15 protein-coding genes are annotated in these 16,090 nt (G+C 74.5%); 10 read left to right on the top strand and 5 right to left on the bottom strand.

The genetic code is table 11. The features are described 5' to 3' along the window. Nucleotides 1–98: 98 nt before the first annotated feature. Entirely contained in the window at nucleotides 99–1,106 is a 1,008-nt protein-coding gene (locus ACWD0J_RS18925; protein WP_451496949.1) for an EamA family transporter, read from the bottom strand. A gap of 108 nt (nucleotides 1,107–1,214) precedes the next feature. On the opposite strand from ACWD0J_RS18925, the gene ACWD0J_RS18920 reads away from it, so the two are divergent. Then, a complete protein-coding gene (locus ACWD0J_RS18920; RefSeq protein WP_451496948.1) occupies nucleotides 1,215–1,733 on the top strand; it encodes a MarR family winged helix-turn-helix transcriptional regulator in 519 nt (172 codons plus the stop codon). Between the two features lie 447 nt (nucleotides 1,734–2,180). Here ACWD0J_RS18920 and ACWD0J_RS18915 read toward each other — a convergent pair whose 3' ends face one another. The 3 genes from ACWD0J_RS18915 to ACWD0J_RS18905 all read right to left on the bottom strand — a co-directional run bounded on the left by ACWD0J_RS18915 (nucleotide 2,181) and on the right by ACWD0J_RS18905 (nucleotide 4,898). Beyond that, nucleotides 2,181–2,462, bottom strand: a complete 282-nt coding sequence (locus ACWD0J_RS18915) for a hypothetical protein (protein WP_451496947.1) — start codon at nucleotides 2,460–2,462, stop codon at nucleotides 2,181–2,183. A gap of 81 nt (nucleotides 2,463–2,543) precedes the next feature. Further along, nucleotides 2,544–4,646, bottom strand: coding sequence for a 4-alpha-glucanotransferase (malQ, locus tag ACWD0J_RS18910; RefSeq protein ID WP_451496946.1), 2,103 nt, complete (start codon nucleotides 4,644–4,646; stop codon nucleotides 2,544–2,546). Continuing rightward, nucleotides 4,647–4,898, bottom strand: a complete 252-nt coding sequence (locus ACWD0J_RS18905; RefSeq protein ID WP_451496945.1) for a hypothetical protein — start codon at nucleotides 4,896–4,898, stop codon at nucleotides 4,647–4,649. 265 nt (nucleotides 4,899–5,163) lie between these two features. Here ACWD0J_RS18905 and ACWD0J_RS18900 point away from each other — a divergent pair, with 265 nt between their 5' ends. The 5 genes from ACWD0J_RS18900 (at nucleotide 5,164) to ACWD0J_RS18880 (ending at nucleotide 9,599) form a co-directional block, all read left to right on the top strand. After that, nucleotides 5,164–5,784: an RNA polymerase sigma factor gene (locus tag ACWD0J_RS18900; protein WP_451496944.1), complete on the top strand. Its 621-nt coding sequence runs from the start codon at nucleotides 5,164–5,166 to the stop codon at nucleotides 5,782–5,784. Beyond that, a complete protein-coding gene (locus ACWD0J_RS18895; protein WP_451496943.1) occupies nucleotides 5,781–6,740 on the top strand; it encodes a zf-HC2 domain-containing protein in 960 nt (319 codons plus the stop codon). The genes ACWD0J_RS18900 and ACWD0J_RS18895 overlap by 4 nt, the downstream gene beginning before the upstream one ends. 68 nt (nucleotides 6,741–6,808) lie before the next feature. After that, nucleotides 6,809–7,597, top strand: a complete 789-nt coding sequence (locus ACWD0J_RS18890; protein WP_451496942.1) for an ABC transporter ATP-binding protein — start codon at nucleotides 6,809–6,811, stop codon at nucleotides 7,595–7,597. Next, complete coding sequence (locus tag ACWD0J_RS18885) at nucleotides 7,594–8,952, top strand: hypothetical protein (protein ID WP_451496941.1); 1,359 nt, start codon at nucleotides 7,594–7,596, stop codon at nucleotides 8,950–8,952. The genes ACWD0J_RS18890 and ACWD0J_RS18885 overlap by 4 nt, the downstream gene beginning before the upstream one ends. Next, complete coding sequence (locus ACWD0J_RS18880; RefSeq protein ID WP_451496940.1) at nucleotides 8,949–9,599, top strand: hypothetical protein; 651 nt, start codon at nucleotides 8,949–8,951, stop codon at nucleotides 9,597–9,599. The genes ACWD0J_RS18885 and ACWD0J_RS18880 overlap by 4 nt, the downstream gene beginning before the upstream one ends. A gap of 102 nt (nucleotides 9,600–9,701) precedes the next feature. On the opposite strand, the gene ACWD0J_RS18875 is transcribed toward ACWD0J_RS18880, so the two are convergent. Then, nucleotides 9,702–10,238: an HNH endonuclease gene (locus ACWD0J_RS18875; RefSeq protein WP_030670120.1), complete on the bottom strand. Its 537-nt coding sequence runs from the start codon at nucleotides 10,236–10,238 to the stop codon at nucleotides 9,702–9,704. Between the two features lie 339 nt (nucleotides 10,239–10,577). Here ACWD0J_RS18875 and ACWD0J_RS18870 point away from each other — a divergent pair, with 339 nt between their 5' ends. From ACWD0J_RS18870 to ACWD0J_RS18855, 4 genes are all read left to right on the top strand, one after another. After that, a complete protein-coding gene (locus ACWD0J_RS18870; RefSeq protein WP_451496939.1) occupies nucleotides 10,578–11,675 on the top strand; it encodes a mechanosensitive ion channel family protein in 1,098 nt (365 codons plus the stop codon). 249 nt (nucleotides 11,676–11,924) lie between these two features. Further along, nucleotides 11,925–13,136: an ROK family transcriptional regulator gene (locus tag ACWD0J_RS18865; protein ID WP_451496938.1), complete on the top strand. Its 1,212-nt coding sequence runs from the start codon at nucleotides 11,925–11,927 to the stop codon at nucleotides 13,134–13,136. A 428-nt stretch (nucleotides 13,137–13,564) separates the two neighbouring features. Further along, nucleotides 13,565–14,998: a CHASE3 domain-containing protein gene (locus ACWD0J_RS18860; RefSeq protein ID WP_451496937.1), complete on the top strand. Its 1,434-nt coding sequence runs from the start codon at nucleotides 13,565–13,567 to the stop codon at nucleotides 14,996–14,998. Between the two features lie 14 nt (nucleotides 14,999–15,012). Further along, nucleotides 15,013–16,071, top strand: a complete 1,059-nt coding sequence (locus ACWD0J_RS18855) for a glutamate ABC transporter substrate-binding protein (RefSeq protein WP_451496936.1) — start codon at nucleotides 15,013–15,015, stop codon at nucleotides 16,069–16,071. Nucleotides 16,072–16,090 lie beyond the last annotated feature (19 nt).

Genomic DNA, 16,090 nt, shown 5'->3' with positions numbered 1-16,090 from the left:
AGGCCGGAAGGCCGGAAGGCCGGAAGGCCGGAAGGCCGGAAGGCCGGAAGGCCGGAAGGCCGGAAGGCCGGAAGGCCGGAAGGCCGGAAGGCCGGGCACTACCGCTGCACGGCCACGGCCACGGCCGTCCCGTCCGGCACGTCCTTCCCCGCGCCCTTCCCGGCAGCCGCGTGCTTCCCGGCATCCACGGCGTTCCCTGCCCCGTCCTTCCCGGCATCCCTCCCGGTGGAACCGGCCGTGCGCGCGGGTGCCGCGGCGCCCGGCCGGAGCTGCCCGGCGACCGTCGCCGCGAACGCCAGTGCCATGCCCGTCAGCTGCACCGGGGTCAGCGCCTGGCCGAGCGCCGCCCAGCCGACCAGCGCCGCGGTCAGCGGCGACAGCGGGCCGAGGAAGGTGACCTGGGTGGCGGTGAGCCGGCCGATGCCCCGGAACCAGAGCCAGTAGGCGATCGCCGTGTTCGCGAGCGCCAGGTAGAGGTAGCCGCCGACCGCCCTGCCGTCCAGCGCGGGCGGCGCGCCCTCGGCCAAAAAGGCGACGGGGGCGATGAGCAGGCCGCCGGCCGTCAGCTGCCAGGCGGTGAGGGCGAGCGGGCCCACTCCGTCCGGGCGGCCCCACCGCTTGGTCAGGACGGTGCCGGCGGACATCGAGGCGGTCGAGGCGAGGGCCGCCAGCACGCCCACCGTGTCGAGCGCCCCGGCCGCCTTCAGCACGACCAGACTCACCCCGGACGCGGCCACGATCCCGGTCAGCACACTCCGTACCGTCGGCCGCTGCCCCAGCAGCAGCGCCGACAGGCCCACGACGAAGAGCGGGCCGACCGAGCCGACGACCGCCGCCATCCCGCCCGGCATCCGGTACGCCGACAGGAACAGCAGCGGGAAGAACGCCCCGATGTTCAGCGCGCCGAGCACCGCCGCCTTCCCCCACCAGGCACCCCGCGGCAGCACCCGGGCGAGGGCCAGCAGGACCAGTCCGGCGGGCAGGGCGCGCAGGAGGCCCGTGAACAGGGGACGGTCGGCCGGGAGGAACTCGGTGGTGACGGCGTACGTGGTGCCCCAGGAGACGGGGGCGAGGGCGGTGAGCAGGACGATCGCGGGCCGCTTCATGCGGGCACCCTTCGAAAGGCAGCTTGGCGGTAATTAGCTTAGCGCTAAGCAACTTGCAGTCAAGCTACTTTCTTGCGGGTGACCGGAACCGCGACGGATACTCGACGCATGACTGCACAGCGCGCCCCGCGCAGGGACCCCGTGGACGCGATCATCGAGCAGTGGGCCGAGGTGCGGCCCGACCTCGACACCGCCGCCATGGAGGTCTTCGGCCGGATCTACCGGCTCTCGCGCGCGATGGGCGACCGCATGGAGAAGGCGTACGCGGCTCTCGGCATCGGGCGCGGCGAGTTCGACGTCCTGGCCACCCTGCGCCGTTCCGGCGAGCCGTACACCCTCTCGCCCCGCCAGCTGTCGGCCACGCTCATGCTCACCACCGGCGGGATGACCGGCCGCCTCGACAAGCTGGAGCGGGCCGGACTGCTGCGCCGCTCCCCCGACCCGCACGACCGCCGGGGCCTGCGGGTCACGCTGACCGGCAAGGGACTCGACCTGGTCGACCGCGCGGTCGGCGCGGGCCTCGCCGTCCAGACGGAGGCCCTGTCCGCCCTGGACGCCGAACAGGCCGGCCACCTGGCCGGCCTGCTGCGGGAACTGCTGCTGTCGACGGAGACGCCGGAGCGGTAGCCCGCCTCACCCGGCACGGCACCGCGCCTCCCGTCGGCGCCGACGACGGACACGGCACGCGGCGGCCCGGTCTCCCCGCCGGGGCGGCCGGCCTCGACGGTGACGCCGTCCGCGTCCTGGGCCGGCCCGGGGCCTGCCGGCCTCGTGCTGCGGGATGACGGAGCCGGTCCCGCGTGACGCCCATGGCCCGCACGCCGTGGCCGAGGCCGCGGGCGTCGCACTGCCCGGTGCGGGCATGCGGGCATGCGGGCGTGCGGGCATGCGGGCGTGCGGGACGAAGCCGCGGGAGAGGGCGCTGATCTCGTGTCACGCATCTCGTGTCACGCACGGCGGGAAGGGCCCGGCTCGCGGCCGTGACATGCCGAGGGCGCCGGTCTCGCCCCGTGCGGCGGGTGCGGGCACGGGAGCGGGAGGCGGCGCCCTGGTGAGGGCGGGGATCCGCCCGGGTCAGGCCTTCGCGTCGGCCTGGGGCTTGGTCCTGATGTTGCGGGTGGTCACCCGGTGTGACTCGTGCGACTTGTCGAGGACCATCACCAGGCCCGCGATGACCGCGAACAGCACGATGGGGGCCACGACGAACAGGCCCAGCGTCTCGATGACGCTCAGGCCCGTGCCGGGGTCGTCACCGTCGTCGCGGGTCAGCGCGGAGGCGGGGGACGACATGAGCAGCATCATCAGCGTCGTACCGGCGGCCAGGGCGCCGGCGCGCAGGGCGTTCTTCTTGTCCACGGTGCCAAAGTATCCAACGGGGATCGGGGACGCGCGTCCGGGGTGCCGTATGAGGGGCGCGACGCCCGGCCGGGCGTCTTCTCACCCCGGACCGGGCGACCCGGCGTCACCGGCCCGGACCACCTCCATCAGCGCGTGCAGCCTCGGTGACGCCGCGAGCTCCTCCAGGGTCACCGGCTTCCCCTGCGCGTCCGCGATCGGCAGGCGCCAGTTCGGATACTGGTCCCACGTGCCGGGGAGGTTCTGGGGGCGGCGGTCGCCGACGGTGTCGGGGAGCCAGACGCCGAGCATGCGGGCCGGGGTGCGGAGCAGGAAGCGGTGGACGGCCTGGATCTCCGCCTCCTCCGAGGACGGGTCGGTGCCGCCGCCGCTGCCCTGGAGAAGGCCGAGCCGGGCGAGCAGGTCCAGCCACTCCGCGGCGTCCGCCGCCGCCTCGGCCCGCTCCTCCTCCAGGGGCCGGGTCAACAGGCCCAGTCTGTCGCGGAGTTCGACGTGGTCGCCGGTGAGGCGGGACGCGGTGGGCGGCAGGTCGTGGGTGGTGGCGGTGGCCAGGCAGTCGGCCCGCCAACGGTCGGGGGGCAGCGGGCGGCCGTCGCCCTCCCAGTCCCGTTCGAACCACAGGACCGACGTGCCGAGCACACCCCGCTCGCGCAGCGCCTCGCGCACACCCGGCTCCACGGTGCCCAGGTCCTCGCCGATCACCACCGCCCCGGCCCGCGAGGCCTCCAGCACGAGGACCGCGAGCATGGCCTCGGCGTCGTAGTGGACGTACGTGCCGTCCGTGGGTGCCTCGCCCAGCGGGACCCACCACAGGCGGAACAGGCCCATGACGTGGTCGATGCGCAGGGCGCCGGCGTAGCGGAACAGCGCTCTGAGCAAGGCGCGGAAGGGCGCGTAGCCGGACTCGGCCAGGCGGTCCGGGCGCCAGGGCGGCAGGCCCCAGTCCTGGCCGCGCGCGTTGAACGCGTCCGGCGGGGCGCCGACCGACATGCCCGCCGCGAAGTGCTCCTGCTGCGCCCAGGCGTCTGCGCCACCGGGGTGCACGCCCACCGCCAGGTCGTGGACGATCCCCACCGGCATGCCCGCCTCGCGCGCGGCGCGCTGGGCGGCGGTGAGCTGGGTGTCGGTGAGCCAGGCGAGCAGGGAGTGGAAGTCCACCCGGTCCATCAGCTCCCGGCGGGCCCGCGCGGTGTCGGCCGAACGCGGGTCGCGCAGGCCGGCCGGCCACCGGTGCCAGTCGGAGCCGTGCACCTCGGCGAGCGCGTACCAGGTGGCGTGGTCCTCCAGGGCCTCGCCCTGCTCGGCGAGGTAGTCGCAGTAGGCGGCGCGCCGGCCCGGCCCGAGCGGTACCTCCCGCACCAGCTCCAGTGCCTCCCGCTTCAGCTCCCACACGGCGTCCCGGTCGATCAGCGCGCCCTTCTCCAGCACCGACGCGCGCAGCCGCTCCGCCCGCTCCGCCAGGGCCCGCTCTCCCGCGCGGTCGGCCACCTGCGCGTACTCGGGGATGTCCGCCACCCGCAGGTGGACGGGGTCGGGGAAGCGGCGTGAGGAGGGCCGGTAGGGGGAGGGGTCCGTGGGGGTGCCGAGCACGGCCGCGTGCAACGGGTTGACCTGCACGAATCCGGCGCCGAGCGCGCGGCCCGCCCAGGAGGCCAGTTCGGCGAGGTCACCGAGGTCGCCCATGCCCCAGGAGTGCCGGGAGAGCAGGGAGTAGAGCTGGACGAGCAGTCCGTACGAGCGTCCGGGGGGCGCGGGCAGCCGGGCCGGGGCGACGACCAGGTGGGCCTCGGCGGTGCGGCCGTCGGGGGCGGCGGCGGTCAGCCGGTGGAGTCCGGGCGGGAGGTCGTCGGCGGCGGCGCGGGTCTCGCCCTGCTCGGTGGTGACGCGCAGCCGGGTGCCGGCCGGGAGGGCGTCGAGGGCGGCGCACGGACCGCCGCTCCAGCGGACGACCGTGGGCGGCAGCAGCCGTTCACGCAGCTCCCGTTCGCGGGCGGTGAGCGCGGCGCGGACCGCCTCGGGGGTGTCCACGGTGACGCCCAGGGCGGTCAGGGCGCGGGTGACGGCCGTGGCCGAGGCCGCGACCGTGCGGTCCGGGGAAGGGCTGTAGGAGGTGGCCACGCCGTGCAGCTCGGCGAGCCTGGACAGGTCCTGGGAGGGCGGCTCGGCCGGCCGGGGCGCGGTCATCTACGGCTCCGCGTGGGTATCGGACTCGCTGGTCAGGGGAGCGGCGTCGGCGAGCGGCGGCTCGCTGGTGAGGGGCTCGGCGTCGGGCAGGGGCGGTTCGCTGGTGAGCGGGGCCTGCCCGAAGGCGCCCTCCGCGCTGAACACGCACAGGTGGAGATCGGACCCGGCGGGCGGCTCCGCCACGGACAGGGCGGACCCGTCCGCCCCGGGTTTGGAGAGGGCCGAGAGCAGAAGGTGCGCCGATGCGGCCACGGGTGCCTCCTTGTCGAGTACGACGAGTGGATACCGCAGCCCTACCCAGTGGTCGCGGCGGCAGACGTACCCGAAGGAACAACGTGCCTCTCGTCACATTCCGTTCCGTCGCGGTCCTTCCAGACTGGGGCAAACCCCGCACGAAGGCCAGTCTCGGCGGCCGGGGACCAGGGTGGCCGGGCCTTTGCGCCCGGGTGGGCGGCACGGCGGGTGAACCGGGCGCTGCGAGGTCGCCGATAGACGGGGTGTGAGACTGTCTCGCCCCATGGGGGGCCACCGCGAGAAGGACGCCCGGGACGCAGGGGACGCGGGGGATTCGGACGCGACGCTCCTGCGGGCGGTCGCGGCCGGGGACCCGGCGGCGATGGCCGCGCTGTACGACCGGCACGCGGGGTGGCTGCACGCGCGGCTGGCCCGGCGCTGCGCCGACCCGGAGGTCGTGCGCGAGGTCCTCCAGGACACCTTCGTGACCGTGTGGCGGTCGGCGGCCGGCCATCGCGGCGAGGAGGCCGGCGGCTGGCTGTGGACGATCGCGGCGCGCCGTCTGGTGGACGCCCGCCGGGTGCACGAACGGGCCGCGCGCGCGGCGGCGCCCCTGGAGCCGGCGGACCGCGGGTACGCGCCCGCGGCGACCGCTCCGTCCGCGGAGGACCGGGTGCTGGCGGCGCTGGAGTACGGCGACGTGGGCACCGCCCTCGACCGGATCTCGCCGGAGCTGCGCGAGGTGCTGCGCGCGACGGTCGTCGACGGGCTGACCACCCGCGAGACCGCCCGGCTGCTCGGCATCCCGGAGGGGACCGTCAAGTCCCGGGCGATGCGCGCCCGCGCCGAACTGCGCGCGGCGCTCGCCCAGTTGAACCCGTCACCGCTGGGAGGCCCGGCATGACCGGCTGGCACGCGTCCGACGACCTCGTCACCCGCTACGGCGACGGCTCACTGCCGGAGCCGGACGCCTGGTCCCTGGAGAAGCATCTGGAGAGCTGCGTCCGGTGCGCGACCCGCGTGTCCCACGCGGTCCGCGGAACGGCGGCGGGGGTGGCCCTGGCGGAGGTACGGGAGGCGGTCCTGAGGGCCGCTCCGGCAGCCTCACCGGCTCCGGCGGCCAAGGCGGCCCCGACGGCACTGCCCGCTCCCGCTCCTCCCGTGCCCCGCACCCCGGCCGGCACCCCGTGGCGGGCCCGCCTCCCGCGGCCCCTCACCCTTCCTTCCCCCGGCCCCCGCCTCGCCCATGTCCTGTGGTCCGCCGGGCCCGCCGTGCGCGGGGCCTGGCTGCCCGCCGTGCTGCTCGTGGCCTTCGGCGCGGTCGCCCTCGCGTACGGGGCCGACGTCACCGGCGTACGGCCCCTGCTGCTGGCCGTCGCCCCCGTCGTACCGGTCGCCGGGGTCGCGCTGTCCTACGGGGTGCACGCCGATCCGCTGCACGAGATCACCGCGGCCACCCCGTCGGCCGGGCTGCGGCTGGTGCTGACGCGGACGGCCGCCGTGCTCGCGGTGAGCCTGCCGCTGCTGACCCTCGCCGGGCTGCTGGTGCCGTCCTCGGGGGCGCCGGGTGCCGCCGCCTGGCTGCTGCCGGGGCTCGCGCTCACGCTGGTGTCACTGGCGCTGGCCGGTTACGTCGGCCGGCCGGCGGCGACGGCCGTGACCGCCGGCGGCTGGCTGTGCGCCGTACTCGCGCCGGCGCTCGTCGCGCCGGGCGGCCGGCTCACGGCCCGCCTGGCCGAGCAGCTCGCGTACTGCCTCGACGGCGCCCCGGCGCAGGGCGCCTGGGCGGCGGCGGCCGTCCTGTCCGCCGTCCTGCTGGCCGCCCGCCGGCCCGTCTACGACCACCTGGGGCGGCGTTGACCCCGGCCGGAGACGGATCCCGCCCCCATCGCGCCCAACCTGCCCCGCATCCCACGTCTGGAGAACCGTTGAGCACGATACGAGTGACCGGGCTGCACGTCCGGCACCGCGAGACCGTCGCCCTCGACTCGGTGGACCTCGACTTCGGCCCCGGTGTGCACGGCCTGCTCGGGCCGAACGGCGCCGGGAAGACCTCCCTGATCCGGGTCCTGGCCACGGTCGCCGCGCCGGCCGGCGGAGCGGTGGAGCTGCTCGGGGCCGACGTCCGCGACCACCGCGAGCGGGCCTCGGTGCGGCGGCGGCTGGGCTATCTGCCGCAGGAGTTCGGCTACTACCCGGGCTTCACCGTGCGGGAGTTCGTCGCCTACGTGGCCTGGCTGAAGGAGATGCCCGCCGCCGGGACCCCGGCCGCCGTCGAACGGGCCGTGGCCCGGGTCGGTCTCGCCGACCGGATCGACGCCAAGGTGAAGACGCTGTCCGGCGGCATGGTCCGCCGCGTCGGCATCGCGCAGGCCATCGTCAACGACCCCGACGTACTGCTGCTCGACGAGCCGACCGCCGGCCTCGACCCGGAGCAGCGCGTGGAGTTCCGGGCGCTGCTGCGCGAACTGGGCGGCTCGTCGACCGTCATCGTCTCCACGCACCTGGTGGAGGACGTGACGGCGGCCTGCACCGAGGTCACCCTCGTCGAGGCGGGCCGGGTCGCCTACCGCGGCACGCCCGAGTCGCTCTGCGGGCTCGGCGAGGCGGCCGACGGCGTGGGCGACAACCCGATCGAGCGCGGCTACACCGCCGCCCTGCGCGCCCACCGCGCGAGCGGCGCATCCGCCCCGGCGCTCGGAGGGACGGCGCGATGACCCTGGTGACGGAGAACGGACGACAGACCTCGACGCGTCCCGCGGGTCCCCGGCGCCCCCGCCACCCGCTGCGCGCGGAACTCGTCCGCGGCTTCGGGCCGTGGGCGGGGGGTGCCGTCCTGCTGACGCTCATGGTCGCTCTGGGCGCCAACTCGGAGCACTGGCAGGGCGGCTGGGCCGAGACCCGCGACCAGCTTCACACAGCCGCCGGGATACTCGGTGTCCCGCTGGCACTGGCCGCGGGCTGCTGGCAGGGCGGACGTGAACGCAGACGCCGTACCGAGGAACTGCTCGCCACGGCCGTGCGCGGCTCGCTCGTCCGGTTGCTGGCCTCGGCGCTGCCGCTGGCGCTCTGCGTGGTCGCCGGGTACGCGGCCGCGGCCGTCCTCGCGCTGCTCGCGACCTGGTACTGCGCCACGGGCGACAGTCCGTACCTGATCTCGCCGGTCACGGACGCGCTCGTCCTGGCGTCGGCCGCCGTGGCGGGTCAGGTCGTGGGCCGGCTGGTGCCCTGGCGGCTGAGCGCACCGCTGCTGGCGGTGAGCGCGTACGTCGGCATCGGCATGCTCTCGTACGGCAGCGGCAACAACTCCTTCGCCCCTCTTTCACCCGTCCTCGACGGCATGACCGACTCGGTCCCGGTGTGGTGGCAGCCGGTGGCGATGGTGGGGTGGACGGGAGGTCTCGCGGCCGCCGCGGTCCTCGCCTGCGCCGCCCGCCGCCGGGCGTCCGCGGTGCTGCCGCTGGCCGCCGCGACCGCCGCGGCCACGCTGCTGGTGCAGACCGGGGACGGCCTGTGGCACACCAGCCCGGTCGCCCGCCGTCAGGTGTGCGACACCTCCACCACCCCGCAGATCTGTGTGAACGCCCGTTACGAGAAGGTGCTGCCGCAGGTCACGGACGCCTTGGCCGGCCTCACCGGCCGCCTGGAGGGCGTACGGAACCTGCCCGTCCGGTTCGAGGACCTGCCGGGTCGTCCGGCGCGGGACGAAGTCGGGTTGCCGATGCTCACGCCGATCGGCCGGAGCCTCGTACGGGGTGAGCTCGCCGATCCGCGGCGGTACGCGTGGGCGGCCGGGATGATGCTGTACGGCCGGAGCTACTGTGCCGATCCCGACCCGCGGTGGGGCCCGGTCGACAGCGCTGTGGAGCACTATCTGGCGCCCAGCCCGATGGAGAAGTCCTTCGACGAGCTGGACGCCGAGGGCGGCGAGGCCGAACGCGCCCGGCTCAAGGCCCGGATCGCCGCCCGCGCCCGCCTGGAGGCGATGGGCGAGGAGGAACGCCGCGCCTGGCTGTCGGCGTACTTCAGGACCACGGACGCATGCGACGGGAGTGAGGTACCGGCGCTGTGAACGGCCACTTCCAGCTCTACGCCCGCGCGCGCTCCGGCACCGCGCTCGACGGTCCGCTCCTGTACGCCCGCTCGCGTACCGTCCCGTCCGCGCTGGCCGTGCTCCTCGCCACCGCCGCCCTCGCCGTATGGGGTGCGGACGGCCTGGACGCCTACGTGGATCCGGATCGACGGGTGCCGGTCGTGGCGCTGGCCCCGCTGTCCGGCGCCGCGGTGATCGGGGCGAGCCTGCACACCGCGTCCGACGAACTGGACCGTACGGCGGTACGCCCCTGGTGGCGGCTTCGCCTGGTCCATCTCCTGGCCCTGACCGCGCTCACCGCGGCCCTGCTGTCCGTGGCGGTGCTCGGGCACACGTCCGTGTTCGGTCCGCCCGCCATGATCCGCAACACGCTCGGCAGTACGGGCTTGACCGCGGCCGCGGCGGCCCTCCTCGGCGCCCGGCTGAGCTGGCTGCCGGCCTTCGCCTACGTCAGCGCGGTCTATGTGGGGTCGGCCGGCCGGCCCGGACGCGCGAGCACGGTGTGGGCGTGGCCGGTGCAGCCGGGCGGCGGCACGGGCGCCTGGGCCGCGGCGCTGGCCGTGTTCGTGGCGGGTGGCGCCCTGTACGCCGTGCGCGGGGCGCGGGCGGAGGGGCCGCGCGGCTGAGCCGCCGGGCGCACGCACGGCGAGGGGCCCCGCGCCACGGACGGCGTGGGGCCCGTGAGGCCACCGGACAGGTCACCGGGTATGCAAAAGCCCGGATCGTCGTCAGGCAGAGATGCCGTCGATCCGGGCCAGGGCGTCGTCCGCGCCGTACGGCTGCAAGTACGGCAGCCAGCGCGGATCCCTATGGCCGGTCCCGATGATGCGCCAGGCCAGGCCGGTGGGCGGGGCGGGTTTGTGACGCAGCCGCCAGCCGATCTCGACGAGATGGCGGTCGGCCTTGACGTGGTTGCAGCGACGGCAGGACGCGACGACGTTGTCCCAGACGTGCTTGCCCCCGCGACTGCGCGGGATGACGTGGTCGACGCTGGTTGCGACGCCACCGCAGTACATGCACCGGCCCCCGTCACGGGCGAACAGCGCCCGCCGGGTGAGGGGAACGGGCCCCCGGTAGGGAACCCGCACGAATCGCTTGAGCCGGACCACGCTGGGTGCGGGGACAGTGACGGTCGCGCTGTGCATGAAGGCGCCGGACTCCTCAAGGCACACGGCCTTGTTCTCCAGGACGAGGATGAGCGCGCGGCGGAGCGGTACGACGCCGAGCGGCTCGTACGACGCGTTCAGGACCAGGACATGCGGCACGGATGGCCTCCTTGGACGCCGGCGGCGCGTGGCTCGCGCCGGGACGATTTCGTAGTCAGTCTCTCCTCATGCCTGGCGCGAGCGCCACCATGTGCCCGTAACGGGCTGGGAGTGTTTTCGACCACATCTGGTTCCTCCCCAGGATCACCAGTGGTTCATCCCTCCTGTTCATCCCCAGGTGGGAGCGTTCCCTCCCTCGAACATCGCGACGATCCACACACGATGCCCCGATAGTGTGGTGAACCTGCCCCACCGGTGACCTTTTCGTGACCTTGAACCACGGACGGATGACCTTGACCGCTGCCGGAGGGGCGGACCGCTGCACTGGAGGTTCCTGCCGTGTCCTTGTCCGCCGTCCTACTGGCCGCCGGTGCGTCGCCGTCGCCGTCGCCCACCGAGACGCCGACGGCTCCGGCCGTGCCATCGCTCGAGGACGCCCAGGAGAGCGCGACCAACGCCGCCAGCTGGATCGAGCAGAACTGGTCCACGTGGCTCGCGATCGGCCTGCGGGTCCTGCTGCTGCTGGTGATCGCCGCGGTGCTGAGAGTCGTGGTGCGGCGGGCGATCACCAAGCTGATCGACCGGATGAACCGCTCGGTCGGGTCGGTGGACGGCGCCGGGCTCGGCGGTCTGCTGGTGAACGTGGAGCGCCGCCGTCAGCGCTCGCAGGCGATCGGCTCGGTGCTGCGCTCGGTGGCGAGCTTCCTGATCCTGGGCACCGCCGCCCTGATGATCCTCGGCACCTTCCAGATCAACCTCGCCCCGCTGCTCGCCTCGGCCGGTGTCGCGGGCGTGGCGATCGGTTTCGGCGCGCGGAACCTGGTGACGGACTTCCTCTCCGGCGTCTTCATGATCCTGGAGGACCAGTACGGCGTCGGCGACATGATCGACGCGGGCGTGGCCTCCGGCGAGGTGATCGAGGTCGGCCTGCGCGTGACCAAGCTGCGCGGTGACAACGGCGAGATCTGGTACGTCCGCAACGGCGAGGTCAAGCGCATCGGCAACCTCTCCCAGGGCTGGGCGACGGCCGGCGTGGACGTGACCGTCCGCTCGGACGAGGACCTGGAGAAGGTACGGCGGACCCTGAGCGAGGTCGGCGAGAGGATGAGCCGGGAGGAGCCCTGGAACGAGCTCCTGTGGGGGCCCATCGAGGTCCTCGGCCTGGAGAGCGTGCTGCTGGACTCGATGGTCGTCCGCGTCACGGCGAAGACGATGCCCGGCAAGGCCCTCACCGTCGAACGTGAGCTGCGCTGGCGCATCAAGCGGGCCTTCGACGCCGCCGACATCCCGATCGTGGGCGGCCCGCCCGTCCTGACGCCCGAGGACCCCGACGCGGACCCGACCGCGGGCATGGCCCCCCCGTCGGCGTACGCCAACACCGGATCGCCGCAGTCACAGGCGGCCACGCCGCTCACGCCGCAGAGCCCGGCGAAGTAGCGGGCGAAGCGGCGCCCCCCGCCGGTCACGGGGACCTTCCCGGACGACGCCGGCCTGCGCCGCCGCTCCCGCGCCCACCGCCCCCGCAGGTGACGACTCCGTCGCCGCGGGGGCTCTTTCTTGACGCCCCCGGCCGGCCATCCCTACGACCCATCCACCAACAGGAAGCCTTCCTGACAATCATCGACGGATGGACTTAGCGGCTGGATCACTGGGAAGCTGGACGGCCGAGAGGCAGGTGTCGACCCCATGGCAGGAACCGTCGGTACGCCGGGCACCCCGAGCGTCCTGCGCGCCATGAACGACCGTGCCGCACTGGACCTGCTGCTGGAGCACGGGCCGCTGTCCCGCACCCGGATCGGCAAGCTCACCGGGCTCTCCAAGCCGACGGCCTCCCAGCTGCTGGCCCGCCTGGAGGCCTCGGGGCTGGTCCTGGCGACCGGCACCACCGAGGGCCGCCCGGGTCCGGGCGCCCAGCTGTACGAGGTCAACCCGGCCGCCGCCCACGCCGCCGGACTGGACGTCACCCCGGAGCGCGTCCTCGCCGCCGTCGCCGACGTCACCGGCCGCACGGTCGGCTCGTACGAGCTGCCCACCCCCGGCAGGCGCCCGGCGAAGCCCGTCGTACGGCAGGTCACCGACGCCCTCGACGGCGCGGTCAAGGCGGCGGGGCTGGTCCGCGACGACGTCCGCCGGCTCGTCATCGGCACCCCCGGCGCCTTCGACCCGGGCACCGGCCGCCTGCGGTACGCCTCCCACCTCCCCGGCTGGCACTCCCCCACCCTGCTCGGCGAACTGGCCGCGGCCCTGCCGATGCCGGTCGCGTACGAGAACGACGTCAACCTGGTCGCCGTGGCCGAGCAGCGGCTCGGCGCGGCCCGCGGGCACGGCGACTTCGTGCTGCTGTGGAACGAGGGAGGCCTCGGCGCCGCCCTGGTCCTCGGCGGGCGGCTGCACCGCGGCTGGACCGGCGGTGCCGGCGAGGTCGGTTTCCTGCCGGTGCCGGGCACTCCCCTGGTCCGCCAGGTGGCCCGGGCCAACAGCGGCGGCTACCAGGAGCTGGCCGGTTCCCAGGCGATCCCCCGGCTGGCCCGTGAACTCGGCGTCGAGGACATCCCCTCGGGCCCGTACCCCGAGGTCGCCGCCGCCCTCGTCACCCGCGCCGCCGAGGTCGACGACGCCCCGCACCGGCGCCTGCTCCAGACCTACGCGACGAACCTCGCCACCGGTCTGGCGTCACTCGTCTCCGTCCTCGACCCCGAACTCGTCGTCCTCAGCGGCGCCTCGCTCACCTGTGGCGGGGAGCCGCTGCGCGCCCTCGTCCAGGCCGAACTGGAGGAGCTGGCCGCCACCCGGCCCCGGCTCGTCCTCGGCGCCGTCCGTGAAGGCCCCGTGCTGCGCGGCGCGCTGGAGAGCGCGCTCGCGACCACCCGCGACGAGGTCTTCGACACCTCGCGCTGAACCGTCTCTCCGGTGCGGCGAGGCCCATCCGACGGCGGAGGCCGGGAGACCGGGAGACCGGAGGCCAGGGACCAGGGACCAGAAGCCAGGGAGCCCGAAAAGCCCGGAACTCCAGAGCACGGAACCCCGAAGCGAGGCCTCGAAAACCCCGTTCTCCGCGGGTCCGCACTCGCACGCGTACCCGGGGAACCGAACGGATTCCCCCAGCGTATTCATCAGCAAGGGGTGGTGAAGGGGGCGCGGTCAAGGCGCCGGGAGGCATCGCGCGCTGCGATCCGATCAAGATCCAGCCAAGGCCGGTGCGGATGTCGGTCCCGGCAGCGATACTTGCCGCGAAGGATGACCATGGGGGAGGTCAAACAGTGACACACCCGCCGAAGAGCAGCCCGGCGCCACCACCGGCACCAGGCGTACCCACCGTGCCGGCGATGCCACCGCAGCCGGGCCCGCCGAGCCCGCAGAGTCCGCCGGGCGCACCGGCCCGGTACACCCGGCCCGCGCCCCCGGGAAGCTCCGGCCGGCCAGTTCCCCCCGCGCCGCCGCAGGCCAGGCGCACCGCCTTCGCCGAGGGTCTCGACCGGCTGCGCGCCACCGCCACCACCGAACCCGGCCGGCTGCGCGTCATCGGTGCCCTCCTCGCGCTCCTCGTCGTCGCCTTCGGCTCCGTCACCGCCTGGCAGACGACGGAGCGGACGGCCGCCGCCGACGACGTCCTGAACCACAGCCAGCCGCTGAGCTCCGCCGCGGCCGACATCTACCGCTCGCTGGCCGACGCCAACACCACCGCCTCCAGCGGCTTCCTCGCCGGCGGCGAGGAGACGGCGGACACGCGTGAGCGCTACGAGCAGGACATCGACAACGCCGCCGAGGGCCTGGTCGAGGCCGCCGCCAACTCGGACCCCGACTCCCCGGCCGCGGCGACCGTGGCCCGGCTGAACCGGCTGCTGCCCGAGTACAAGGGCCTCGTCGAGCAGGCCCGGACGTACAACCGCCAGGGCTTCCCGGTCGGCGGCGCGTACCTGCGGTACGCCAACGAGAAGATGCAGGAGGAGATGCTCCCGGCGGCCGAGGATCTCTACAAGACGGAGAACCAGCGGCTGAGCGCCGACTACGCGGACGCCACGCCCTACCCCTGGGCCGCGATCGGCCTCGGCGTCCTCGCGCTCGCCGGTCTCGCCTGGGCCCAGCACCGCACCTACCGGCGCACGAACCGGGTGCTGAACCACGGCCTGGTCGCCGCCACCGCCGCCGCCACGGTGGTGCTGCTCTGGCTGGTCGTCGGCCACAGCGTCGCGCGCGCCGGCCTCGACGACTCCTACGACCACGGCGTCCGCTCGCTGAACGTGCTGCACGACGCCCGGATCGCCTCCCTGAAGGCCCGCGGCAACGAGAACCTGACGCTGGTGGCCCGCGGCGCCGAGACCAAGAAGGTGGGCACCGCGACCGTCGACGCCTACGACCACGACTTCACGACGGACATGGACACCCTCGGCAAGGGCCTCGCCGAGGCGGAGCGGCTCGCCGACGACGCCACCGGCGAGAAGCCGGTCACCGCGGCCGTCGGCAACATGACGGAGTGGAGGAAGCGCCACGCCGCCGCCCGCGCGGCGGACGAGAACGGCAACTACGCGGGGGCGCTGGCCAGGGTGATCGGCGCGAAGGGCGCGACCGGCGAGTGCTTCGACAGCGTCGACGCCAACCTGGAGAGCGCGCTCGACCACGAGACGGCGGAGTTCGAGCAGGCGGCCGGTGACGCTCTGGGCGCGATGACCGGGCTGCCGGTGGGCGCCGCCGTGCTCGCGGTCCTGGGCGCGGCCGGCGCGGTGCTGGGCATCGGTCGCAGGCTGTCGGAGTACCGGTGAAAGGGGGCGTGACGATGCAGGAACGACGACTGCGGGCCGGCCTGAGGGGCTGGGGCGGTGTGGGGGCGATGGCGGTCGTGTGCGCCCTCGCGCTGGCCTTCGCGCTGCTGCTGCCGCTGACCCAGCCGCACGGCGACGCGGGCACCGGCGGTCCGGGCCTCACCCGGGCCGTCCGGGCGAAGGCCGGGAAGGCGTGCACCACCCCGGCGATCGAGGCCGCCCCGGAGAAGCAGACCCTGTCCCCGTCCGGCGCGGACGGCGCGACCATCCAGGCGATCAAGAACCGTCCGCCGGAGAGGCGCAAGCTGATGGTGGGCGTCGACCAGAACAGCTACCGCTGGGGCTACCGCGACCCGAACAGCGGCGGCACCGGTGACCTGGAGGGCTTCGACATCGACCTGGTGCACCGGATAGCCGAGGACATCCTCGGCGACCCGGCCGCGGTCCAGTTCAAGGCCATCCCCACCGACCAGCGCATCCCGGCGATCCAGGACGGCCGCGTCGACATGGTCGTCCGCACGATGACGATCAACTGCGACCGGCTGGAGGACGTCGCCTTCTCCGCCCCCTACTTCAGGACCGGCCAGCAGGTCCTCGCCCCCAAGTCGTCGACGGTCAAGGGGTACGACGGTTCGCTCGCGAGGAAGAAGATCTGCACGGCGGCGGGCTCCACCGCCAACGCCCAGCTGACCGGCGACAAGGCGGCGGGCAAGCTCGTCCCCTCGGCCGACCTGAGGACCGAGGTCCCCAACCAGCTCGACTGCCTGGTGCGGCTCCAACTCGGCGAGGTCGACGCCGTGGTCACCGACGGCGCGCTCGCCGCGAGCCAGGCCGCGCAGGACCCGACGGTCGAGCTGAAGGGCGCCCCCTTCACCACCGAGTACTACGGCGTGGCGATGAAGAAGGACGCCGACGACCTGGTACGCCGGGTCAACCAGACCCTGGTGGAGTACCGCCAGGACAAGACCGCCGGCTGGCAGGCGTCCTACGACAGGTGGCTGTCGGCCACACTGGGCGAGGACTCCTCGACGTCCGAGCCGCCGACACCGGCGCAGTACCTGCGCGAGAGCTGACCCACACCGACGATCCACC

It is taken from the genome of Streptomyces sp. NPDC003011, from assembly GCF_053591515.1.
Note: the sequence above shows the minus strand (reverse complement) of the source record. Positions and strands in the feature narration are given on the sequence as shown.

Bases quoted from the DNA above. Each gene is read 5' to 3' on its own strand.
- ACWD0J_RS18925 (WP_451496949.1), bottom strand. From the start codon at position 1,106: ATGAAGCGGCCCGCGATCGTCCTGCTCACCGCCCTCGCCCCCGTCTCC.
- ACWD0J_RS18920 (WP_451496948.1), top strand. From the start codon at position 1,215: ATGACTGCACAGCGCGCCCCGCGCAGGGACCCCGTGGACGCGATCATC.
- malQ (WP_451496946.1), bottom strand. From the start codon at position 4,646: ATGACCGCGCCCCGGCCGGCCGAGCCGCCCTCCCAGGACCTGTCCAGG.
- ACWD0J_RS18900 (WP_451496944.1), top strand. From the start codon at position 5,164: ATGGGGGGCCACCGCGAGAAGGACGCCCGGGACGCAGGGGACGCGGGG.
- ACWD0J_RS18895 (WP_451496943.1), top strand. From the start codon at position 5,781: ATGACCGGCTGGCACGCGTCCGACGACCTCGTCACCCGCTACGGCGAC.
- ACWD0J_RS18885 (WP_451496941.1), top strand. From the start codon at position 7,594: ATGACCCTGGTGACGGAGAACGGACGACAGACCTCGACGCGTCCCGCG.
- ACWD0J_RS18865 (WP_451496938.1), top strand. From the start codon at position 11,925: ATGGCAGGAACCGTCGGTACGCCGGGCACCCCGAGCGTCCTGCGCGCC.
- ACWD0J_RS18860 (WP_451496937.1), top strand. From the start codon at position 13,565: ATGCCACCGCAGCCGGGCCCGCCGAGCCCGCAGAGTCCGCCGGGCGCA.
- ACWD0J_RS18855 (WP_451496936.1), top strand. From the start codon at position 15,013: ATGCAGGAACGACGACTGCGGGCCGGCCTGAGGGGCTGGGGCGGTGTG.